Source organism: Stenotrophomonas maltophilia group sp. RY12688, from assembly GCF_052149045.1.
Taxonomy (GTDB): domain Bacteria; phylum Pseudomonadota; class Gammaproteobacteria; order Xanthomonadales; family Xanthomonadaceae; genus Stenotrophomonas; species Stenotrophomonas sepilia.
Genome location: NZ_CP197389.1, coordinates 908,570 through 930,205 on the forward strand (window position 1 = coordinate 908,570; position 21,636 = coordinate 930,205).

General features: G+C 66.8%; 13 protein-coding genes, 1 tRNA gene and 1 other RNA gene. 10 read left to right on the forward strand and 5 right to left on the reverse strand.

The window, feature by feature from the left end; translation table 11 throughout:
- Positions 1-145: 145 nt before the first annotated feature.
- A complete protein-coding gene (locus ACS0OT_RS04170; protein ID WP_065177988.1) occupies positions 146-2,101 on the forward strand; it encodes a peptidyl-prolyl cis-trans isomerase in 1,956 nt (651 codons plus the stop codon).
- 180 nt (positions 2,102-2,281) lie between these two features.
- Here the strand turns inward: ACS0OT_RS04170 and ACS0OT_RS04175 are convergent, their stop codons facing one another.
- Positions 2,282-3,484 (reverse strand): lytic transglycosylase domain-containing protein, encoded by a 1,203-nt coding sequence (locus ACS0OT_RS04175; protein WP_065185795.1) that lies wholly within the window; start codon positions 3,482-3,484, stop codon positions 2,282-2,284.
- Positions 3,481-4,245 carry a hydroxyacylglutathione hydrolase gene (gloB, locus tag ACS0OT_RS04180; RefSeq protein ID WP_065177986.1) on the reverse strand — a complete coding sequence of 255 codons (765 nt, stop codon included), beginning with the start codon at positions 4,243-4,245 and terminating at the stop codon, positions 3,481-3,483. Before gloB ends, ACS0OT_RS04175 begins: the two co-directional genes overlap by 4 nt.
- Positions 4,246-4,256: 11 nt before the next feature.
- Here gloB and ACS0OT_RS04185 point away from each other — a divergent pair, with 11 nt between their 5' ends.
- From ACS0OT_RS04185 to dnaQ, 3 genes are read left to right on the forward strand one after another with little or no spacing between them, the layout of a single operon-like run.
- Positions 4,257-4,901, forward strand: coding sequence for a methyltransferase domain-containing protein (locus ACS0OT_RS04185; protein ID WP_164093287.1), 645 nt, complete (start codon positions 4,257-4,259; stop codon positions 4,899-4,901).
- Positions 4,902-4,913: 12 nt separating this feature from the next.
- Positions 4,914-5,366: a ribonuclease HI gene (gene rnhA, locus ACS0OT_RS04190; RefSeq protein WP_005408275.1), complete on the forward strand. Its 453-nt coding sequence runs from the start codon at positions 4,914-4,916 to the stop codon at positions 5,364-5,366.
- Between the two features lie 4 nt (positions 5,367-5,370).
- The gene (dnaQ, locus tag ACS0OT_RS04195; protein WP_005415480.1) at positions 5,371-6,102 is read left to right on the forward strand and encodes a DNA polymerase III subunit epsilon; all 732 of its coding nucleotides are present in this window, start codon (positions 5,371-5,373) and stop codon (positions 6,100-6,102) included.
- Between the two features lie 69 nt (positions 6,103-6,171).
- On the opposite strand, the gene ACS0OT_RS04200 is transcribed toward dnaQ, so the two are convergent.
- Positions 6,172-6,876: a PP2C family protein-serine/threonine phosphatase gene (locus ACS0OT_RS04200; protein WP_005415481.1), complete on the reverse strand. Its 705-nt coding sequence runs from the start codon at positions 6,874-6,876 to the stop codon at positions 6,172-6,174.
- Positions 6,877-7,041: 165 nt separating this feature from the next.
- Here ACS0OT_RS04200 and ACS0OT_RS04205 point away from each other — a divergent pair.
- Both ACS0OT_RS04205 and ACS0OT_RS04210 read left to right on the forward strand, forming a co-directional pair.
- Positions 7,042-7,132: transfer RNA gene (locus tag ACS0OT_RS04205), tRNA-Ser, on the forward strand.
- 739 nt (positions 7,133-7,871) lie between these two features.
- Positions 7,872-8,276 carry a DUF6165 family protein gene (locus ACS0OT_RS04210; protein ID WP_005415482.1) on the forward strand — a complete coding sequence of 135 codons (405 nt, stop codon included), beginning with the start codon at positions 7,872-7,874 and terminating at the stop codon, positions 8,274-8,276.
- A gap of 18 nt (positions 8,277-8,294) precedes the next feature.
- On the opposite strand, the gene ACS0OT_RS04215 is transcribed toward ACS0OT_RS04210, so the two are convergent.
- Positions 8,295-9,341, reverse strand: a complete 1,047-nt coding sequence (locus ACS0OT_RS04215; protein WP_005415483.1) for a glycosyltransferase family 9 protein — start codon at positions 9,339-9,341, stop codon at positions 8,295-8,297.
- Between the two features lie 20 nt (positions 9,342-9,361).
- Between ACS0OT_RS04215 and ACS0OT_RS04220 the strand changes: the two genes are divergently transcribed.
- Together ACS0OT_RS04220 and ACS0OT_RS04225 are read left to right on the forward strand one after the other, a co-directional pair.
- On the forward strand, positions 9,362-10,111 hold the full coding sequence (locus ACS0OT_RS04220) for a 3-deoxy-D-manno-octulosonic acid kinase (protein WP_005415484.1): 750 nt from the start codon (positions 9,362-9,364) through the stop codon (positions 10,109-10,111).
- Positions 10,111-10,878: an MBL fold metallo-hydrolase gene (locus ACS0OT_RS04225; RefSeq protein ID WP_005415485.1), complete on the forward strand. Its 768-nt coding sequence runs from the start codon at positions 10,111-10,113 to the stop codon at positions 10,876-10,878. The genes ACS0OT_RS04220 and ACS0OT_RS04225 overlap by 1 nt, the downstream gene beginning before the upstream one ends.
- Before the next feature lie 148 nt (positions 10,879-11,026).
- On the opposite strand, the gene ffs is transcribed toward ACS0OT_RS04225, so the two are convergent.
- Positions 11,027-11,123: signal recognition particle sRNA small type (gene ffs, locus ACS0OT_RS04230), an RNA gene on the reverse strand.
- Positions 11,124-11,423: 300 nt separating this feature from the next.
- Between ffs and ACS0OT_RS04235 the strand changes: the two genes are divergently transcribed.
- Together ACS0OT_RS04235 and ACS0OT_RS04240 are read left to right on the forward strand one after the other, a co-directional pair.
- Positions 11,424-11,741, forward strand: a complete 318-nt coding sequence (locus tag ACS0OT_RS04235) for a DMT family transporter (protein ID WP_005415486.1) — start codon at positions 11,424-11,426, stop codon at positions 11,739-11,741.
- Positions 11,742-12,099: 358 nt separating this feature from the next.
- The gene (locus ACS0OT_RS04240; RefSeq protein ID WP_442256047.1) at positions 12,100-21,612 is read left to right on the forward strand and encodes an autotransporter-associated beta strand repeat-containing protein; all 9,513 of its coding nucleotides are present in this window, start codon (positions 12,100-12,102) and stop codon (positions 21,610-21,612) included.
- The last annotated feature ends 24 nt before the right edge of the window (positions 21,613-21,636 follow it).

Sequence of the window (21,636 nt, forward strand, 5' to 3'; positions counted from 1 at the left end):
CTTTGCGCCAGGATGGAGTTGGCCGATGCACTGATGGTGCGTGCCTGCGCAAGTGGGCGCAGGCCGCGTCGGTGCTGCTTTTGGTCCCTGCGGCGAAGCGGGTTACACTGCCGGGCTCGCCAATCAGGCCTTGTGATTCCTCACCATGCTGCAGAAACTCCGCGACAAGACCTCAGGCTGGATCGTCACCGTGATCCTGGGGCTGCTGATGATTCCGTTCCTGTTCGTGATCGACAACAGCTACCTCGGTGGCGTTGGCGCACAGAACGTGGCCAAGGTTTCCGCGCCGCCCACCTGGTGGCGTTCGGCGCCGTCGTGGTGGCCGGTGCGCATGCTGTGGCAGCACCATGAGATCAGCTCGCAGGATTTCCGCACGCGTTTCGAGCAGGAGCGCATGCGTGAGCGCCAGCAGCAGGGCGACAACTTCGACCCGCGCGCGTTCGAGAGCACCGAGAACAAGATGGCCGTGCTCGATCAGCTGATCGACGAACAGGTCGTGCGCCTGGTCGGTGAACAGGCGGGCGTGGTGATCGGCGACGGCGCTGTGCGCGAATACATCGCGACCATGCCGGCGTTCCTCGATTCGAACGGCAAGTTCAACGAGAACAACTACCGGCTGGCATTGGCCGGTGGCAATCCGCCGCGTACCCCGACCCAGTTCCAGGAACTGGTGCGTGAGAGCCTGCAGCAGTCGGTGATCCCATCGGGCCTGCAGAGCTCCGGCTTCGTCACCCAGGCCGAGACCGAGCGCCTGTTGAAGCTGCTGGGCGAAACCCGCGACGTCGAGCTGGCCGCGTTGCCGCCCGTACCGGCCGATACCGCGCCGGTCACCGATGATCAGATCAAGCAGTGGTACGACAGCCACGGCAAGGATTTCCGCCAGGCCGAGAGCGTGTCGCTGGAGTACGTCGAGATCAACGGTGCGAACCTGCCGGCACCGACCCCGGCCGATGAAGCGACCCTGCGCAAGCGCTATGAAGAGGAAAAGGCAAAGTTCACCTCGCCGGAGCAGCGCCAGGCCTCGCACATCCTGATCACCGGTGACGGCGCCGAAGCCAAGGCGAACAGGATCGCTGCCGAAGCCAAGGCGGCCGGTGCCGACTTCGCTGCGCTGGCCAAGGCCAATTCGGAAGATCCGGGCTCCAAGGACCAGGGCGGTGAGCTGGGTTGGGTCGAGCGCGGTGCGATGGTCAAGCCGTTCGAGGACGCGCTGTTTGCGGCCAAGGCCGGTGACGTGATCGGCCCGGTCAAGACCGAGTTCGGTTACCACATCATCAAGGTGGCCGCTGTGCGCGGTGGCCAGGGCAAGTCGTTCGAGGAAGTGCGTGACACGCTGGCTGCCGAGCAGCTGAAGGCCGACGGCGAGCGCGGCTTCAACGAACTGGCCGGTCGCCTGGTCGATGCCATCAACAAGAGCCCGAGCGACCTGGCGGCCGCCGCCAAGGAAGTGAACCTGCCGCTGCAGACCCTGGGCCCGATCACCCGCGCGACCGCCAGCGGCATCGCCGCTGACCCGGCCGTGCTGCGTGCCGCCTTCTCCGACGTGCTGGTGCAGGACGGTACCGCCAGTGACCCGATCGCCCTGGGCGGCGCGACCAACCACAGCGTGGTCATCCGTGTGGCTGCACACACCCCGGAACAGGCCCTGCCGCTGGACAAGGCCCGTGACCAGGTGATCGCTGCGATCCGTGCTGATCGCCAGCGCCAGGCCAGCGACAAGGCGGCCGATGCCATCCTGGCCAAGCTGAAGGCGGGCGCCACCCTGCAGTCGCTGGCCGCCAGCGAGAAGCTGCAGCTGAGCCCGATGCCGGGCCTGCCGCGCAGCCAGCCGGTGCCGACCCCGGAAATCAACCGCGCGATCTTCAGTGCGCCGGTGCCGGCTGAAGGCAAGCCGAGCTATGGCAAGGTCGACGTCAATGGCCACGCGCTGCTGTTCGCGGTGAACAAGGTCAATCCGGGCGACATCAAGGAAGTGACTGCAGAGCAGCAGAAGCAGCTGAAGGAACAGCTGAGCCAGATCGACGGCATGGCCGCAGCCAAGGCCTACATCGAAGCGATGCGCAAGAAGTTCATGATCCAGACCACCGAAGCGAACCTGTAAGCCTCGCGGCGGCACCCATGAGAGAGGCCCGGCAATGCCGGGCCTTTTTTGTGCCTGCCGATGCGTAGCGTCGAGCCATGCTCGACTGCGCCTGCTGGGCGCAGGCATGAAAAAAGCCGAGCGTGGGCTCGGCTCTCCAGAACAAAGGGGCGGGCAGGGCGCGGCGGTGCCGCGCCGGACTCAGTCCTCCACGCGCAGCACGGCGCCCGGCTTCAGCACGCTGCTGCCGCTCAGGCCGTTCAGCGACAGTAGCGCCTTGACCGGCATGCCATAGCGGCGGGCGATGGTCCAGGCCGATTCACCATCCCGCACGGTGTGGCGACGACTGCGCGGACGATCGGCGATCGCGGCCACGGTCTTGGCGACCTGTGGCGCTGGCGAGGCGGCGGCAACAGGTACGCTACTGGCCACCAGTGCGGTGGCGGTGTCCGCCACGGTCGCGCTGGCGGCCGAGACCGGCGCCAGCACGCGGGTGGTGCCGGACGAGACGCGCCCACCGCCCGCCAGGGCGGGGTTGAGGCGGACGATCCTGGCCGGGTCCAGGGCACGCTGTGCGGCCCACTGCTGGACGCTGGTGCCGGCGGGCAGGGTGTGGTCCTTCAGTACGGGCACGGTGCGGTCCAGCGAGGCCATGACACCTGGCTGGTCTTCCACATCTTCCAGCACGCAGGCCAGGGCATGCAGCTTCTCGACGTAGGCATGGGTGACCGGCGACAGGCCGGGCAGCGCCGAGGGCTTGGCGTTCTGCGCGTTCATGCCGGCCTTGCGCATCGATTGCAGCACGCGGTACTCGCCGGCGTTGTAGGCCATGGTGGCCAGGCGCCAGTCGCCGCCGAACATGCCGTGCAGGGTCTTCAGGTAGCGCACTGCGGCCTGTGTGGAATCGACCGCCGACAGGCGCCCGTCGTAGCCGTTGGCCATGGGCACGCGGTGATTGCGCGCAGTGGTGGCGATGAACTGCCACAGGCCGGTCGGGCCGCTGCCATTGCGTGCATTGGGCCGGTAACCGCTTTCCACGAACGGAATCAGCGCGAACTCGGTAGGCAGGTTGGCCTTGCGCAGCTCTTCGACCACATAGCCGAACAGCACCAGTGCATCGTCATCCTGGTTGGCCAGGCGCGACGGGGCGTGGGCGAACTGCTTCTGCCAGCGCGGGCTGGTGGCCTCGGCATTGCAGGTGGGCTCGGCCAGGCCGTCGCGGAAGCTGGAGAAGATCTCCTGGCCGTTGCGGACCGACGCGGCCGGCAACGCGGCCGGATCCAGCGGCAGGGCCGCGGCGGCGGTCAGGTTCTGGCCGATGCCAGCGCCCAGCGACTGGGCGCCGGCGGTTCCGGCCAGGCCCAGGACCAGGCCCAGGGCCAGCGGCAGACTTCGGCGCATCATGCGCGGAAGCCGTCTTTCCAGTGCCGGAGACCGGCCATCACGTCGACGTCGTCAACGACGTCACGGCCCAGGTGCGCCGACACCGACGCGCGGATCGGCGCAGTGTGCACACGCAGGAACGGATTGCAGTCGAATTCGCTGGCCAGGGTTACCGGCAGGGTGGAACGGTCATCGCGGCGCATGGCCAAAGCCTCCTCTTGGCGCTGCCGCAAGGCAGCGTTGGCGGGGTCGACATGCCGCGCGAAGACGGCATTTGACACGGTGTACTCATGAGCGCAACAAAGCAGCAGTTGCGCGGGCAAGGTACCCAGCTTGCGCATCGATGCCAGCAGCTGGGACGGCGTACCTTCGAACAGGCGTCCACAGCCCAGGCTGAACAACGAATCTCCGCTGAAAAGATGTTCAGCAGTGTGAAACGCGATGTGGCTGCGGGTATGCCCGGGTACGGATAGTACGTGGAACGCCTGACCCAGTGCCTGAACGCGTTCACCTTCGCCGACCCGTTCGGTTGCCGTGGGGATGCGCTCCTCGACGGGTGCGATCACCCGGACTCCAGGAAAACGTGCCTGCAGCACCGGCACGCCACCGATGTGGTCATCGTGATGATGGGTGAGCAGGATCGTGTCCACGCGCAGGCCCTGATCGGCGAGCGCAAGCACCGGCGCGGCATCGCCGGGATCGACGACCACGGCGTTACCGTCGTCGTCGATCAAGGTCCAGATGTAGTTGTCCGCAAATGCGGGCAGGGCAGTCAGTCGCATAGAATTGGACCATGCCCGCGCTGCAGAGCACCCGTCAAGCGAGCCAGACCCCGTGGTTCGACAGCGAACCGGCGGAAGCCCTGCGCGTTCTGGAGCGGCAACTGCTGCTGCCGCAGCTGTCGTTGCTGCCGGTGCAGCCCTGGCTGTGGATCGCGCCTAGTGCCGCATGGCTGGACGATGCGCAGCTTGGCGGGCGCGGCCTGCGCCTGTACCGGCAGGGGCACGGCTATGCCGGCGACACCCGCTGTGCGTTGCCGCTGCCGCTGGCCAATGAAAGCATCAATGCGGTCGTGTTGCAGCATGTCACCGCAGCTGACGCTGATCGGTTGCTCGATGAGTGCGAGCGCGTGCTGATGCCGGGCGGCCATCTGTGGCTGAGCAGCCTCAACCCGTTCAGCCCTTACCGCACGCACTGGCGCCAGCACGGGCTGGTGGTGCGCACGCCGCAGCGGATCCGCCTGCTGCTCGGCCGCCACGGGCTGGAGTGCGACGATATGCGTTTCCTCGGCCCGCTCTGGCGCGGCGCCGGCAGCCGTCGCCCGGGCGGTTGGTCGCCACTGCGCGCGGCCTGCCTGTTCCATGCTGAAAAGCGAACGCTGGCCCTGCCCGGGCCGAAACCGTTGCCGGTGCGTTGGCACGGCACCGTTGCTACCTGATCTGGAGTTGTATTGAAAACCATTGAAATCCACACCGACGGCTCCTGCCTTGGCAATCCTGGCCCCGGCGGCTGGGCTGCATTGCTGCGCTACAAGGGCCACGAGCGTGAACTGAGCGGCGGCGAAGCGCACACCACCAACAACCGGATGGAGCTGATGGCGGCCATTTCCGGCCTGGAAACGCTGACCGAGCCGTGCAACATCGTGCTCTATACCGATTCGCAGTACGTGCGGCAGGGTCTGACCCAATGGATGCCCGGCTGGATCCGCAAGAACTGGAAGACCGCCGGCGGCGACCCGGTGAAGAACCGCGAGTTGTGGGAGCGCCTGCATGCGGCGACGCTGCGGCACCAGATCGATTGGCGCTGGGTGAAGGGCCACTCCGGTGACCCGGACAACGAGCGGGTGGATACCCTGGCGCGCAACGCGGCCATCCAGATCCGTGACGCCAGCCCGGTAAACTGAGTCCATGCGCCAGATCATCCTCGATACCGAAACCACCGGCCTGGAATGGAAGAAGGGCAACCGCATCGTTGAAATCGGCTGCGTGGAGCTGTTCAAGCGCCGCCCGACCGGCAACAACTACCACCAGTACATCAAGCCGGACTGCGAATTCGAACAGGGCGCGCAGGAAGTCACCGGCCTGACCCTGGAGTTCCTGGCTGACAAGCCGGACTTCGCGCAGATCGCCGATGAGTTCCTGGCTTTCATCGATGGCGCCGAGCTGATCATCCACAACGCGGCGTTCGACCTGGGCTTCCTCGACAACGAGCTGTCGTTGCTGGGCCCGCAGTATGGAAAGATCACCGATCGCTGCACGGTGATCGATACCCTGGTGATGGCGCGCGAGCGCTTCCCGGGCCAGCGTAATTCGCTGGATGCGCTGTGCAAGCGCCTGGGCGTGGACAATTCGCACCGTGCGCTGCATGGCGGCCTGCTCGACGCGCAGATCCTGGGCGACGTCTATATCGCGCTGACCTCGGGCCAGGAAGAGATCGGCTTCGGCATGGGCGACGATGACGGTGGTGGCGCCGGTGCCGCGCTGCAGGCCTTCGATACCAGCAAACTGCTGCCGCGCCCACGCGTGGTGGCCACCCCGTCTGAACTGGAAGCGCACAGCGCGCGTCTGGAACGACTGCGCAAGAAGGCCGGCTACGCCTTGTGGGATGGCCCGAAGGTGGAAGAGCCCGCCAGCGCGTAATGCCTGGCATGGGGTACTGCCGGACGCTGGCCGGCAGTGCCGTATCCACGCATGGCGTGGATCTGCCGCTTAATGGCAGCGCACCAGGATCACGCTGATGTTGTCGCGGCCACCGCCGTCGAGCGCGGCCGCGACCAGCGTGTCCACGCATTCCTGCGCGCTGGCATCGTCGAAGGCGAGGGTGCGGGCGATGCTGCGGTCGTCCACTTCCTCGGTCAGGCCGTCACTGCACAGCAGCAGCTGCATGCCCGGGCGCAGCTCACCGCTGGTGGTGGCCACGTTCAGATGCGCCGGGTCGGTCACGCCCAGCGCCTGGGTGACCACGTTGCGATGTGGATGCGCACGCGCCTGTTCGGCCGTCAGGTTGCCCTGCGCGACCAGTTCCTGCACCACGCTGTGGTCCTGGCTGAGCTGGGCCAGCTGGCCGTCACGCCACAGATAGGCGCGGCTGTCACCGACCCATGCCACTTCATAGCGATTGCCCTGCACGCGTGCGGCGACCACGGTGGTGCCCATCGGCAGGGTGTCGTTGCGCCGGCGCGAGGCGCGGATGATCTCTTCGTCAGCGGTGCGGATGGCCTGGGCCAGCGGCGCGCCACGGCGGATCTCGCGCACGATGGTTTCGCGCGCCAGCGCGCTGGCCACCTCGCCGCAGGCGTGGCCACCCATGCCATCGGCCACCAGCCACAGGGCCAGCTCGCTGTCACCGTAGTAGGTGTCTTCGTTGAGCTCGCGGCGCAGGCCGGGGTGAGTGAGGTGTCCGAATTCGATCATGGGGTGCGGGGGCGGGGTATTGCTGGGGAGACAGGCATCATCGGGGGGCTGCAGGCATCCGGCAAGGCATGCACTCAGGAAATTTTCACTTCGTTGACCGGAATGACTTGTCGCCGGCCTCACTTCCTCGTATGATGCGCGTCCCCGGTCCGCCGGGGACCACCCGGAGAGGTGGCAGAGTGGTTGAATGTACCTGACTCGAAATCAGGCAGGCGTTTATAGCGCCTCGGGGGTTCGAATCCCCCCCTCTCCGCCAGATAAAGAAGAAAGCCGCCCACTGGGCGGCTTTTTTCTTGGCCAACGTTCGGGAGATGCAGGCGGTTGTTGTAGTGATCGACACCTCTGATGCGGGGGGATGAGAACCCCCGACGGGGTTCGACGGTTCTGCAGGAGCAGAACCGGACAGCCGTAGGCTGGCCCTGGAGCGCGTAGCGCGGAAGGGTCGGGTGCATGGATGCACCCGACAATCCCCCCCTCTCCGCCAGATAAAGAAAAAGGGCTGCCGAAAGGCGGCCCTTTTTCTTTATCTGGCGCGGGACGCGACGCGCTTTGCGCGTCGCCCCAAACGTTGCCGTGCAACGTTCGGGCCCCTCCCTTTGCCGGCCTCTCCCCGCCCCTGTCGGGGCAGCCCCTCAACAGAGGGGCTTGTTTCTCCAGATGCATCCGTAGATCCACGTCATGCGTGGATGGACAGCGCGAGTTGCGCTGTAGTGACCATGTCCTGATCTGGCGCGGGACGCGACGCGCTTTGCGCGTCTCCCCAAACGTTGCCGTGCAACGTTCGGGCCCCTCCCTTTGCCGGCCTCTCCCCGCCCCTGCCGGGGCAGCCCCTCAACAGAGGGGCTTGTTCCAGCAGATGCATCAGTAAATCCACGCCATGGGTGGATGCACTTGCTGCAGGGCTGGACCATCCACGCGCGGCGTGGCTCTACCTGAACTGTCCCATCGCCAGTCGCGGGTTAAACTGCACACATCACTTGCTGGAGCTTTTCCCGATGACCGCTGAAATCCTCGTCCCCGTGTCCTTCGGCGAGCTGCTGGACAAGATCTCGATCCTGCAGATCAAGTCCGAGCGCATCAGCGACGAGGGCAAGCTGGCCAATGTGCGCAGGGAGCTGTCGGCGCTGGAGCAGACCTGGATGGCACACCCGGCTGCGGTGAAGGACATCGCCAAGCTGCGTGCCGAGCTGAAGGCGGTCAACGAGCAGCTGTGGGACATCGAGGACGACATCCGCCTGAAGGAGAAGGCGCAGGCGTTCGACCAGGGCTTCATCGACCTGGCGCGCAGTGTCTACCTGCGCAACGACGAGCGCGCGCGCATCAAGAAGGCGATCAACCTGGCGCTGGGTTCGGCGTACGTGGAAGAGAAGTCCTATCAGGATTACGCGCAGCGCACGTGATCCCGGGCAGTCCGCCGCTCACCCCAGGTGGTCGGCGACGTAGCGTTCGAAGGCGGCGATACCGTCTTCGACGGTAATCAGTTCCATTACATCGTCGAACTCGATCTTGGTGCCCCACTTCAGATCGGTGGCCTGCTTGGCCAGGTACTTGCGCGCTGCGTCGTCGTAGCGGTCCACGCAGTAGCGGCGGTCCGAGTACGGGCCGCTGCGGTCCGGATTGCTGGCCGCATGCAGCCCCAGTACTTTGGTGCCCATTGCGTTGGCGATGTGCATCGGGCCCGAGTCCGGGGTCATCACCAGATTGGCGCGGGCCAGCAGGGCAGGCAGCTGCTTCAACGTGTCCTTGCCAACCAGGTCCAATGCAGGCGTCTGCAGCTGCGCCTGGATCGCATCGGCCATGTGGCGCTCCAGTTCGCTGCGGCCACCGCACAGCACCACCCGCCAGCCGCGCTGGACGGCATGGTTGGCCACCGCGGCGTAGCGGTCGGCGTACCAGTTGCGGCGCACGTGGCTGGAACAGGGCGAGATCATCAGCACCGGGCGGCCATCGTCCTGCCACTGCGCGGCGGCCCACTCGAAGGCGGACGGCGGCACGGCCAGATCCCAGCTGACTTCGGTCTGGCGCAGGCCCAGCGGCTCGCAGAAGCTGCCGATGGCATCCAGCACGTGGATGCCGGGGCGATCGGGAATACGCTCGTTGATGAAGAGCCCGTGCAGGTCCTTGGAGCGGCTGCGGTCGTATCCGATGCGGCGCTCGGCCGGAATGAAGGCCGACAGCAGGTTGGCGCGGAACGCGACCTGCATCTGCAACAGCGCTTCAAAGCGCCCCGGTGGCAGGTGCCTGCGCAGTTCCTTGACCCCGGCCATGCCGCTCTTCTTGTCGTAGGCATGGAAGGTGACGCCGGGCAGCCCGTCGAGCAGCTTGTGGCCGGCTTTGTCGATGATCCAGTGGATCGGCGTGTCCGGGCGTGCGGCCTGCAGGGTGCGCACCAGGGGCACCACGTGGGTGACATCGCCAAGTGCGGACAAGCGCAGGAGGCACAAGGAGGAGGACGCTGATGCCATGTGTTGTTAGACTCAATGAAATGGTCGCATTCGACGCCAATGAAGCGCTGACGCCATGCCGCGAGGGTCGCGGCATCGGGGCCATTCTGTTCGACCGCGAGCGGCTGCGGCAAGCCGATATTGGCCTGTTCTCGCCCCAGCACTGGGGCAGCAAGGCCCGCCCGGTGGGCGAGGGCGGCCGCGGCAGCGCCTGGTTCGTCGATGCGCCGTTCGGTGCCAGCGTGCTGCGCCACTACCTGCGCGGCGGCATGGCGGCCCGGATCAGCCACGACCAGTACCTCTGGCGCGGCTCGGACCGGACCCGCAGCTTCGCCGAATTCCGCCTGATGCGCGCGCTACGCGAGAAGAAGCTGCCAGTGCCACGGCCGATCGCCGCGTTCTACATGCGTGAAGGCCTGCGCTACCGGGCGGCGATCCTGATGGAACGGATCGAGGACGTGCGCTCGCTGGCCGACCGCGCACTGGTTGCGGGCCGGGGCGCGCCCTGGGAAGAGACCGGGCGGCTGATCGCCCGTTTCCACCGTGCCGGCCTGGACCATGCCGACCTCAACGCGCACAACATCCTGTTCGATGGCAGTGGCCATGGCTGGCTGATCGATTTCGACCGTGGGGTGATCCGCATCCCGGCCACCGGCTGGCGCGAACGCAACCTCAAGCGGTTGCTGCGTTCGCTGGTCAAGCTGCGCGGCGAGCGCAGCGTGGAAGATGTGCAGAAGGACTACGCACGGCTGCGCCGTGCCTATGACATGGCGTGGAACCGGGGCACCTGATGGACTGGTCGTTGCGTTTCCTCGGCGTCGGCAATGCGTCGGCGGTCGAGCTGGGATCGCCGATGTCGGTGATCGAGCGCGGTGGTCGCCCGTGGCTGACCATCGATTGCGGCGGTGAAGGCCTCACCGCGTTCAAGGCGCACTACGGGCACATGCCGCAGGCGCTGTTCGTCACCCATGTGCACCTGGACCATGTGGCCGGCTTCGAGCGCCTGTTCGTGGACACTTTCTTCAATGCGCACCGGCGCGGCAAGGTGCGCCTGTACGTGCCTGCCACGGTGGTGCCGCTGCTGCACAAGCGCATTGCTGACTATCCGAACGTGTTGGCCGAGGGCGGTGCGAACTTCTGGGATGCCTTCCACCTGATCGTGGTGGGCGAGGCGTTCTGGCATGAGGGGATGCGCCTGGAGGTGTTTCCGGTGCGCCATCACTGGCCGGAGACGGCCTATGGCCTGCGCCTGCAGGGCGCGCTGACCTGGAGCGGCGATACCCGGCCGATTCCGGAGATGCTGGCGCGCTACGCCAACGACAACGAGCTGATCGCCCACGACTGCGGCCTGCATGGCAACCCGTCACACACGGGCGTGGACGACCTGGAGCGTGAGTACAGCATCGAACTGCAGGCGCGGATGATGCTCTACCACTACGCCAGCGTGGCCGATGGCCAAGCGCTGGCCGTGCGCGGGCACCGCGTGGCGCAGCCGGGGCAGTGCGTGCCGCTGGCCGACCCGACCGCGCCGCACGTACTGGTGCAGGATCCGCCGTGAGCAGGACCGGCCAGCCCGCTGATACGGCGCGGGCTGCCGAACTGGAGGCGCTGGAGCGAGCGCTGCAGTAGCGATGGGCCATGCCCGGCGAGGGGCGCCAACCAGGGTTGGCAGCTGCCAGGGCCGGGTGTCGCCAGAAAAGGCGATGGCCCCGCCGGCTGACCTCGGCGCCCGCGTCGATCGATACCGTTGCTGCCTTCCGGCCCTGGCGGGGTTTTCGACCTAGCGTCGCGAGGGGCCGACGGGGCCACCATAGAGACGTTGGCCGCCCCGAGGGCGGCCAGTTCACGGATCAGGGGAAGCAGCGCGCGATGCGCCGGAGACCACAGCCGGACCGCACATCGGCTAGCCGATGGCAGGCGCTCATTCTAGCGCAGGCGGGTGCGTCGATGCCAGCTTCACGCACTGAATCGGCTGTAACCCGTTCCCGGCCACGGCGGCCGGGCGTGGCTCCCGTTGCTAGAATGCCGGCCAGGAGGAACGACCTCCCCCACATCGGGAATCAAAGACCAGGACGGCCTGGCCCTACCAAGAGGAGGGCCGTCATGGCCTGGATCTATCTATTGTTTGCCGGCCTGCTGGAAATCGTCTGGGCCGTGTCCATGAAGCAGTCCGAAGGCTTCACCCGTCTCACCCCCACCGTGGTCACCATCATCGGCATGATCGCCAGCTTCTGGCTGTTGGCGGTGGCCATGCGCAGCCTGCCGCTGGGCACCGCCTATACGATCTGGACCGGCATCGGCGCGGTCGGCGCGTTCGTGGTCGGCATCGTGTTCCTGGGGGAGCAGGTCAGCCCGATGCGGATCGGTGCAGCGGTGCTGATTGTTTCCGGCCTGGTGCTGATGAAACTCTCCAGCAGCTGAATTTATTTACTCATGGCGGGGAATGGATTCTCCGCCACATGCAGCGATATGCATTTTCGGCAAAACCATTCTGGCTGCCTCTTTTATTTGACGTGCGTCATGAAAATAACGCGCGCGATTCACATGCCGCTGGCACGGCCGGTCGCACAGTGCCGCCATTCGTCGGGCGAAATCGGGGAGTTTTCGTCCTGGTGGACACGCTGACGTACCTGTCCCGGGGTGCGATCACGTGAAGATGTGAAGATTTTCAGGAGTTAATGCCTTCAGGCCTTGTTCCCGTATCGGGAGCAGGGGTGGACCGCATTGTCTCGAAAAACCTGCCAGCTGTGCCATCCGGTCTTTTCATGGAGATTTGCCGATGAACCGCATTTACCGTCTGGTTTTCAATCGCGCCCTTGGGGTAATGCAGGTTGCTTCGGAGGTCACCCGGAATCCCGGCGGAAGCGCGGTCGGCGCAGGGCGGGTGCCGCGATTGCGGGCGCACCAGCTGGCGGCGGCACTGGCCGCCACACTGGCCAGCGGATCGGCATTCGCGGCGTGTACGGGCACCACGACCGTAAACTGCGACAGCACCACCAACATCAACAACTACTCCAACGCGACCAGCGGCCTCACGCTGAACATTGCCGCGGGTGCGTTGCTGCGTACGCCGCCGTTCGTAGGTGGAGGCAACGCAGCAACGCTGACCGGCGACAACGTGACGGTCAACAACAATGGCACGATCGATCCGAGCTCGATCGTCCTTGCCTCGCCCGGCCTGGTCATCGGCAATGGTTCTGCCAACAACAGCGCGATCGTCGTCAACAACAACGCCAGCGGACAGATCAAGGGTGTCGTCAACATCGCAACGCTGCTGGGCTTCGGTGGACAGGCGCTGGTGGCGCAGAATGTCAACGGCACCACCACCATCAACAACGCCGGCCTGATCAGCACGTCGTTGATCGGCACAGGCAGCGTTTCCGACGCGACCACGGTGGTGGCCTACGGTGGTGCGGCAGCCAATGTGACCAACACCGGCACCATCGACGGGCGTGTTGGCCTGGGCGCTTCTGGCGGTAATACGTTCCTCAATGCGGGGGCGGTCAGTGGCAGCGTTCACCTGGGTGATTCAACCGGCGGCAACACCTTCACCGCAGTGTCGGGTTCCAGCGTTGTGACCGGTGGCGGCAGCGCTGTTGCCGGCGTGATTACCGGTGTTACCGGGGTGAAGGTTGCGGCTGCGGGATCGGTCGACGCCGGTACCGGCAGTGGTGCGGCCAACAACACGCTGGTGTTGCAGAACGTCGTCAGCGGTCCGGGGGCCGGCACCGGCGGAGCGGTGACCACACTGGGCTGGAACCAGTACCTCAACTTCCAGAGGCTCACCGTCAACAGCGGTACCTGGAACCTGCAGGGCGCATGGGGCGGATCCGGCCCGACGACGCTCAATGATGGCCTGGTCAATTTCAACAACGCCGGTTCATTCGGCACAGGGCTGTTCACGGCCAACGGCGGTGCCATCGCCTCCTCCACGGCCGGTCTGAATCTGACCAATGCGTTCAACCTCGGCGGCAATCTGTCCCTGGCCGGGACCAATGCGTTCGGCCTGAATGGCGTGCTTTCAGGCGCAGGCGGGCTGACGGTCAGCAACACCGGCATCGTTACTCTCGGCGGCGCAAACCTGTTCTCCGGTGGCGTCAACCTCAATGCCGGCGGCCTGCTGCTGGGCAATGCCGGTGCACTCGGCAGCGGCAACCTGACCGTCGGTGGCAGCGCCTCGCTGGATACGACGGCGGGCTTCACCCTGGGCAACAACCTGGTGGTCAATGGCGGGGGCTCGCTGAACCTGCTGGGCAGCAATGCGCTGACATTGAGTGGCTCGATGTCCGGTGCCGGCAACGTGACCAAGAACGGTGCCGGCACGCTGACCTTGAACGGTGCCAATTCGCTGAGCGGCAGCTTCAACCTGGCCGGGGGCGCGTTGGCGCTGGGCGCGGGCGGCAGCCTGTCGCCCACCGGTGCGATCTCGCTGGACATTGGCACCAGCCTGGATCTTTCGGCGGCGGCCAACCAGACCATCGGCTCGCTGGCCGGCCTCGGCGGTTCGGTCAACCTCGGCAGCCACACCCTGACCCTGGGCGGGCTGGGCAATACCAGCTACAGCGGCACGTTCGCCGCAGGCACCGGCGGCCTGATCAAGGTCGGCACCGGTGTGCAGACCCTGTCGGGCGTCAACAGCCTCACGGGCGGTGTTGCGCTCAACGCCGGTGGCTTGTTGCTGGGCAATGCCGCCGCGCTGGGCAGCGGTACACTCTCTGTCGGCGGCAACACCACCTTCGACGGCACCACGGCGCTGGCGCTGACCAATGCGGTCAGCCTCGGATCGGGTGCCAGCCTGAATCTGCTTGGCGGGCAGGCGCTCACCTTCAACGGGGTGATCAGTGGCGCTGGCGGCTTGATCAAGGATGGTGCATCGTCACTGACCCTCAACGGCGCCAATACGTTCGACGGTGGTCTGGCACTCAACGCGGGCAGCCTGGTGCTGGGCAACGGCGGTGCACTGGGAACCGGGGCACTGAACGTCGGCGGTGCGGTATCGCTCGACGCCAGCGCCGCGCTCACCGTGGGCAATGGCATCACGCTTGGCGCCGGTGGTTCGCTCAATGTGCTGGGCTCGAATGCGCTGACGCTGGGGGGTGTCATTGGTGGGAGCGGCAGCCTGGTCAAGAACGGCGCTGCCACGCTGACGTTGGGCGGCGCGAACACGTTCACGGGTGGGCTGGCAGTAAATGCCGGAACGGTGGCATTGGCCAGTGGTGGCAGCCTGGCGGCGACCGGCGCGGTCAGCCTGGCCGGCGCTGGCAGCGCACTGGATATCGCGCTGGGTGGCAACCAGACCATCGGTGCATTGTCCGGTGTGGCGGGCAGCACCCTGGCGCTGGGCAGCAGCACGCTCACCTTCGGTGATGCCACCAACCAGACCTTCGCCGGCGTGATCGGCGGCACCGGTGGGCTGATCAAGCAGGGTACCGGCGTGCAGACGCTGACCGGTGCCAATACCTTCAGCGGTGGGGTGAATCTTGCGGCCGGTGGCCTGGTGCTGGGCAACGCCGGTGCGCTGGGAAGCGGTGCGCTGACGGTCAGTGGCAACGGCTCGCTGGACGCCACTGCGGCGCTGAACCTGGGCAATGCGATCAACCTCGGCGCGGCCCTGACCCTGCCGGGCAGCCAGGACCTGACCCTGGGCGGCAACATCACTGGCACCGGCAGCCTGGTCAAGAATGGCGCGTCGACACTGACCTTGAACGGCACCAACACTTTCAGCGGTGGACTGAACGCAAACGCCGGCAGCCTGCTGCTGGGCAACAGCGGCGCGCTCGGTACTGGAGTACTGGGCATCGGCGGCAACGTCACGCTCGATGGCAGCGCCCCGTTGAGCCTGACCAACAATGTTGACCTGGGCGCGGGTGCGGCGCTGTCGTTGCCGGGCTCGCAGGCGATCACGCTGGGTGGCGTGGTGTCCGGTACCGGCAGGCTGGTGAAGAACGGTGCCAGCACGTTGACCCTCAACGGCGCCAACAGCTTCGGTGGTGGGCTCACCGTCAACGGCGGCGGCGTGTTCCTGGGGAACGCCGGCGCACTGGGCACCGGTGCACTGTCGGTGGGCGCCACTGCCACGCTGGACAGTTCAGCAGCGCTGAACCTCGCCAACAACGTCAACCTCGGGGCAGGCGCGGCGCTGGATCTGCTGGGCAGCCAGGACGTGTCACTGGGCGGTCTCATCAGTGGCACTGGCAGCCTGGTCAAGAATGGTACGGCCACGCTGGCGTTGAATGGACCCAACACCTTCAGCGGGGGGGTCGGCCTCAACGCGGGCCTGCTGCAGCTGGGCAATGCGCAGGCCCTGGGTACCGGCCAGCTGGACGTGGGCGGTAACGCGTCGCTGGATGCAACGTCTGCACTCACCGTAGGCAACCTCATCGGCCTGGCCGCCGGTGCGAATCTGTCCGTGCTGGGCGGCAATGACCTGACGCTCACCGGTCCGGTATTCGGTGCCGGTGGGCTGATCAAGGACGGCGCGGCCCGCCTCACCCTGTCCGGCGCCAACCTCTACACCGGTGGCACCACCATCAACGCCGGCACGCTGGCGCTGGGCGCCGGTGCCAGCCTGGCGGCGAGCGGTACCGTGAACCTCGCCACCGGTGCCACGCTGGACCTGTCTGCCGGCAGCGGCACGCAGCAGTTCGGCACCCTGGTCGGCAATGGTACGGTGAACCTCGGCGCCAATTCGATCGAGGTCGGTGGCGCCACCAATGGCACCTTCAGTGGCTCGATCGCAGGCACGGGTGCCCTGACCAAGGTCGGTGCGGGCATCGAGACGCTCACCGGTGCGAACACCTACACCGGCGGCACCTTCATCAATGCCGGCACGCTGGCGATTGGTCCGGGCGGCAGCCTGGCCGCGACCGGCGCGGTGACGCTGAGCGCTGCAGGCACCGGCTTCGATATCTCCACCGCAGGGGCCGGCCAGACCATCGGGTCGTTGAACGGCGTGGCCGGCTCGACGGTGAGCCTGGGGGCACAGACGCTGACACTCGGTGGCGTGGGCAACAGCCTCTTCGATGGCGCGATTTCCGGCACCGGTGGCCTGGTCAAGAATGGCGCCGGCATCCTCACGCTGGGTGGCGCCAATCTGTTCAGTGGTGGCGTTGCACTGAACGGCGGTGGCCTGGTGGTCGGCAACAACGCTGCGCTCGGCAGCGGTGCGTTGACGGTCGGAAGCAACGCGACGCTGGATGCAACGACCGGCGTCAGCCTTGCCAACAACATCGGGCTGGCAGCGGGTGCCAGCCTCGATCTGCTCGGCAGCCAGGCGCTGACACTGGGGGGCGTGATTTCCGGCACGGGCGGGCTGATCAAGGACGGTGCGTCCACCGTAACCCTGAGCGGTGCCAACACCTACACCGGGGGGACCACCATCAACAGCGGCACACTGGCAATCGGTGCCGGTGGCAGCCTCGCCGCAACCGGCGCGGTGAACCTGGCCGGTGCGGGCACGCTCGACATCTCCGCGGGTAACCAGGCCATCGGTTCGCTGGCCGGCGTGGCGGGCAGCACGGTGGCGCTGGGTGGCAGCACGCTGACCCTGGGCGGCACCGTGGACAGCACCTTCAGCGGTGTGATCGGCGGCAGTGGCGGCCTGATCAAGAACGGTGCGGGCGTGCAGACGCTCAATGGTGCCAACACCTTCAGCGGTGGCGTGGCGCTCAACGCCGGTGGCCTGGTGGTCGGCAACAATGCTGCGCTGGGCACCGGTACGGTGACGGTCGGAGGCGCTGCGACGCTCGATTCGAACACTGCGGTCATCCTCGGCAACAACTTCATCCTCAACAACGCGTTGACCGTCCTGGGCAGCAACAACCTCACCCTCAACGGCAACCTGAGTGGTACCGGCAGCCTGACCAAGGAGGGTGCCGCGACGCTGACCTTGAACGGCACCAACACCTACACCGGCGGCACCAACATCAACGCTGGTACGCTGGCACTGGGTGCGGGCGCGAGCCTGCACGCCAGTGGCATCGTCAACCTGGCCTCGGGGGCGACCTTCGATCTGTCGGCAGGCAGCGGCACGCAGCAGTTCGGCACCCTGATCGGCAACGGCACGGTGAATCTGGGCGCCAACACGCTGACGATCGGAGACGCCACCAATGGCACGTTCAGTGGCTCGGTGGCCGGCTCCGGTGGGCTGATCAAGGAAGGCTCCGGTACCCAGACGTTGACCGGCACCAACACCTTCACCGGTGGCACCACCATCAATGCCGGCACGCTGGCGATCGGCGCCGGTGGCAGCCTCGCTGCGACGGGTGCGGTGAACCTGGCCAACGCCGGTACCACCTTCGACATCAGTGCGGGGGGCGCGCAGGCGATCGGTTCGCTGGCAGGCGTGGCAGGCTCTTCAGTGGCGTTGGGTGGCAGCACGCTGACCCTCAATGGCGTGGGCAATACCACTTTCGCCGGCACCATCGGAGGTGCAGGGGGGCTGGTAAAGAACGGCGCAGGCATCCAGGGCTTGACTGGCGTCAACGTCTTCACGGGCGGCGTGACCCTCAATGCCGGTGGCCTGCTACTGGGCAACGACGGTTCGCTGGGAACCGGTGCGCTGACCGTAGGCGGCAACGCCAGCCTGGATGGCACCAGCGTGCTGACGCTGGCCAACACCGTGCAGCTGGCCAGCGGCACGCTGACTCTGGGCGGCAGCAACGCACTGACCTTGAACGGCCCGATCAGCGGCGCTGGCGGCCTGCTGAAGGATGGCGCGGCGACGGTCACCCTCGGCGGTGCGAGTACCTATACCGGTGCCACCACCATCAACAGTGGCACGCTGGCGGTGGCGGCCGGTGGCAGCCTGTCCGGTGCCAGCACGGTCAACCTGGCCGGTGCCGGTACGCTGGATATCAGTGCCGGTGGCAGCCAGAGCATCGGAGGCCTCGCTGGCGTGACCGGTTCCAGCGTGGTGCTGGGCGGTGCAACCCTGACTACCGGCGGCAACAACGCCAGCACCACGTTCGCCGGCGTGCTCAGTGGCACCGGCGGCCTGGTGCAGAGCGGTACCGGCACGCTGACCCTGAGCGGCGACAACACCTATACCGGAGGCACCACCATCAACGGTGGCAGTACGCTGCAGATCGGCAACGGCGGCAGCACCGGTTCGGTGCTGGGCGACATCACCAACAACGGCAGCCTGGTCTACAACCTCGGCACCACGGCAACCGTGGGCGGTGTAGTCGGCGGCAGTGGCAGCCTGACCCAGGCCGGCAGCGGCACGCTGGTGCTGACCGGCAACAACACCTACACCGGCGGTACCACCATCAATGCCGGTGGCACATTGCAGATCGGCAACGGCGGTGCGGCCGGCGCGATCGTCGGCGATATCACCAACAACGGCGCGCTGGTATCCAACGTGGCCGGCAACACCACGCTCGGTGGCACCATCAGCGGCAGTGGCGGCCTGACCCAGGCCGGCAGCGGCACGCTGACCCTGACCGGCAACAACACCTATACCGGCGGCACCACCATCAATGCCGGTGGCACGTTGCAGGTGGGCAATGGCGGTGCGACCGGCGCGATCACCGGCAACGTTGCCAACAACGGCAGCCTGGTGTTCGACGTTGCGGGCAACACCACGGTCGGCGGTGCGATCAGCGGCAGTGGTGGCCTGACCCAGGCCGGTAGCGGTGTGCTGACCCTGGTGGGCAACAATACCTACACCGGCGGGACCACCATCAATACCGGCGGCACGCTGCAGGTGGGCAACGGCGGCGCGACCGGCGCCATCGCTGGCGACATCACCAACAATGGCGCGTTGATTTCCAACGTGGCCGGCAACACCGCGCTGGGCGGCACCATCAGTGGCAGCGGCGGCCTGACCCAGGCGGGCAGCGGTACGCTGCTGCTGACCGGGACCAACACCTATACCGGCGGCACGACCATCAACGCCGGCAGTACGCTGCAGCTGGGCAATGGCGGGGCAACGGGCTCAATCGTCGGTGATGTCACCAACGACGGCACGCTGGTGTCCAGCGTGGCGGGCAATACCACGCTGGGCGGCACCATCAGCGGCAGTGGCGGCCTCACCCAGGCCGGCAGCGGCACGCTGACCCTGACCGGCAACAACACCTATACCGGCCCGACCACCATCAACACCGGTGGCACGCTGCAGGTAGGCAATGGCGGTGCGACCGGCGCCATCGGCGGCAGCGTCGTCAACAACGGCAGCCTGGTGTTCAACGTGGGCGGTACCACCACCGTCGGCGGCGCCATCAGCGGTAGCGGTGGCCTGACCCAGGCCGGCACCGGTACCGTGATCCTGGCCGGCAACAACACCTATACCGGCGGCACCGCCATCAACACCGGCGGCACGCTGCAGGTCGGCAATGGGGGCGCCAGTGGTGCGATCACCGGTAATGTCAGCAACAACGGCAGCCTGGTGTTCAACGTCGGCGGCAACACCACGGTGGGCGGCACCATCAGCGGCAGTGGCGGCCTGACCCAGGCCGGTACCGGCACCGTGACCCTGACCGGCAACAACACCTATACCGGCGGCACCACCATCAATGCCGGCGGCACCGTGCAGGTCGGCAATGGTGGGGCCAGTGGCTCGATCACCGGCAACATCACCAACAACGGCGGCCTGGTCATCAACACCGGTGGCACCACCACGCTTGGCGGCAACATCACCGGCGGCGGCAGCATCGTGCAGGCCGGCCCGGGCACGCTGAATCTGGGCGGCAACAGTGGTGGCTTCAGCGGCACCGGCCAGGTCACCGGCGGCGGTTTGAATGTCACCGGCACGATCGGCGGCCAGTGGACCATCGGCAGTGGTACGACCCTGTCCGGCACCGGCACCATCGGGGGTACCGGCGGTGGCGTGACGGTGTCCAGCGGCGGCGTGCTGTCGCCGGGCAATGGCGCGGGCAATGGCAGTGGTGCAGGCAATGGCACCGGCACGATCACGGTGGGCGGCAATCTGAACCTGTCACCGGGCAGCACGCTGGGCATCGACCTGGGCGCCACCGGCAGCGACACGGTGCAGGTGGGCGGCAGCGCGAATGTGGGCGGCAGCACCGTGCGGGTGAATACCATTTCGCCGAGCACCAGCTACCAGCAGGGCCAGCAGTACACGGTGGTCAATGCGGGCGGTGGCGTGAGTGGGCAGTTCGCCTCGGCAACCTCGCCGTCGGCCTTCCTGACCATCACCCCGGTCTACACCGCCAACACGGCCAACCTGCAGATCGACGTGGCACAGACCGCAGCGTTCACCACCGTGGCCAACACGCGCAACCAGTACAACACCGCCGCGGCGCTGGACAGCCTGCCGCAGAGTGGCGCGGCCCTGGGCCTGTACAACACGGTGCTGATGTATGACGCCGGCACTGCGCGCAGCGCATTCGAACAGCTCTCCGGTGAAGTGCACGCGGCCAGCCGCGCGGTGCTGCTGTACGACAACTACCTGGAAGAAGGCATCCGCCAGCGACTCGGCAGCGAGTTGCCGACCGTGCGTGGCGAGCGCGCTTCGGCCTGGCTGGCCGGCAGTGGCAAGGTGTTCAGGCAGGATGGCGACGGCAATGGCGATGAGATCCGCGCCAATCGCAATGCGCTGATGGCCGGTGTCGACTGGCAGCTGGGCGAGCATGTGGTGCTGGGTGCAGCGGCCGGCAACGAACGGCTGGATACGCGGCTGTATGATCGCAGCTCGCGGGCCCGCCTGCGTGGCAACACGTTCGGCCTGTATGCACAGGGACAGTGGAACAACGGCTTTGCGGTTGGTGGCAGCGTGTCGCGCGGTGACTACCGCACGCGCGCCACGCGTGAAGTGCCGTTGTTGGGCCAGACCCTGTACAGCCGCCAGGATTCCGATGTGACCATCGCCCAGGTGGAAGGCAGCTGGACATGGACCCATGGCAGGACCCAGCTGCAGCCCTATGTGCAGTTCACCAAGCACTGGGTCGACAGCGATCGTGCGGTGGAGCAGGGCGGCAGCGCGGCACTGGTGCTGGAAGGCGGCAAGGACACGCTCAATGTCAGCACCGTGGGCGTGCGTGGGCGCTGGGACGTGGGCAGCGGCGAGCGCTTCCCGGCGCAGCTGACGGTCGGCCTGGGTTGGCAGCATGCGTCGGGGGATACCGATGTGGCCAGCCGCAACCGCTTTGCGGTCGGTGGCGATGCCTTCGATGTCTACAGTGCGGTGATGGCACGCAATGCCCTGGTCAGCCAGGTGGGCGTGGCGGTCGGCCTCGGCCGCAACAGCCAGCTGTCGATGTTCGTACAGGGCCAGCATGGCGATGGCCGCCGCGATGTGGGTGGGCAGATCAACCTGCGCGTCGGGTTCTGAGCAGGGGATGCCTGCGGTAGATCC

What these genes read in the sequence shown, in the direction of transcription:
- ACS0OT_RS04170 (WP_065177988.1), top strand. Translation starts at nt 146, where the DNA reads ATGCTGCAGAAACTCCGCGACAAGACCTCAGGCTGGATCGTCACCGTG.
- ACS0OT_RS04175 (WP_065185795.1), bottom strand. Translation starts at nt 3,484, where the DNA reads ATGATGCGCCGAAGTCTGCCGCTGGCCCTGGGCCTGGTCCTGGGCCTG.
- gloB (WP_065177986.1), bottom strand. Translation starts at nt 4,245, where the DNA reads ATGCGACTGACTGCCCTGCCCGCATTTGCGGACAACTACATCTGGACC.
- ACS0OT_RS04185 (WP_164093287.1), top strand. Translation starts at nt 4,257, where the DNA reads ATGCCCGCGCTGCAGAGCACCCGTCAAGCGAGCCAGACCCCGTGGTTC.
- dnaQ (WP_005415480.1), top strand. Translation starts at nt 5,371, where the DNA reads ATGCGCCAGATCATCCTCGATACCGAAACCACCGGCCTGGAATGGAAG.
- ACS0OT_RS04200 (WP_005415481.1), bottom strand. Translation starts at nt 6,876, where the DNA reads ATGATCGAATTCGGACACCTCACTCACCCCGGCCTGCGCCGCGAGCTC.
- ACS0OT_RS04210 (WP_005415482.1), top strand. Translation starts at nt 7,872, where the DNA reads ATGACCGCTGAAATCCTCGTCCCCGTGTCCTTCGGCGAGCTGCTGGAC.
- ACS0OT_RS04215 (WP_005415483.1), bottom strand. Translation starts at nt 9,341, where the DNA reads ATGGCATCAGCGTCCTCCTCCTTGTGCCTCCTGCGCTTGTCCGCACTT.
- ACS0OT_RS04220 (WP_005415484.1), top strand. Translation starts at nt 9,362, where the DNA reads ATGGTCGCATTCGACGCCAATGAAGCGCTGACGCCATGCCGCGAGGGT.
- ACS0OT_RS04225 (WP_005415485.1), top strand. Translation starts at nt 10,111, where the DNA reads ATGGACTGGTCGTTGCGTTTCCTCGGCGTCGGCAATGCGTCGGCGGTC.
- ACS0OT_RS04235 (WP_005415486.1), top strand. Translation starts at nt 11,424, where the DNA reads ATGGCCTGGATCTATCTATTGTTTGCCGGCCTGCTGGAAATCGTCTGG.
- ACS0OT_RS04240 (WP_442256047.1), top strand. Translation starts at nt 12,100, where the DNA reads ATGAACCGCATTTACCGTCTGGTTTTCAATCGCGCCCTTGGGGTAATG.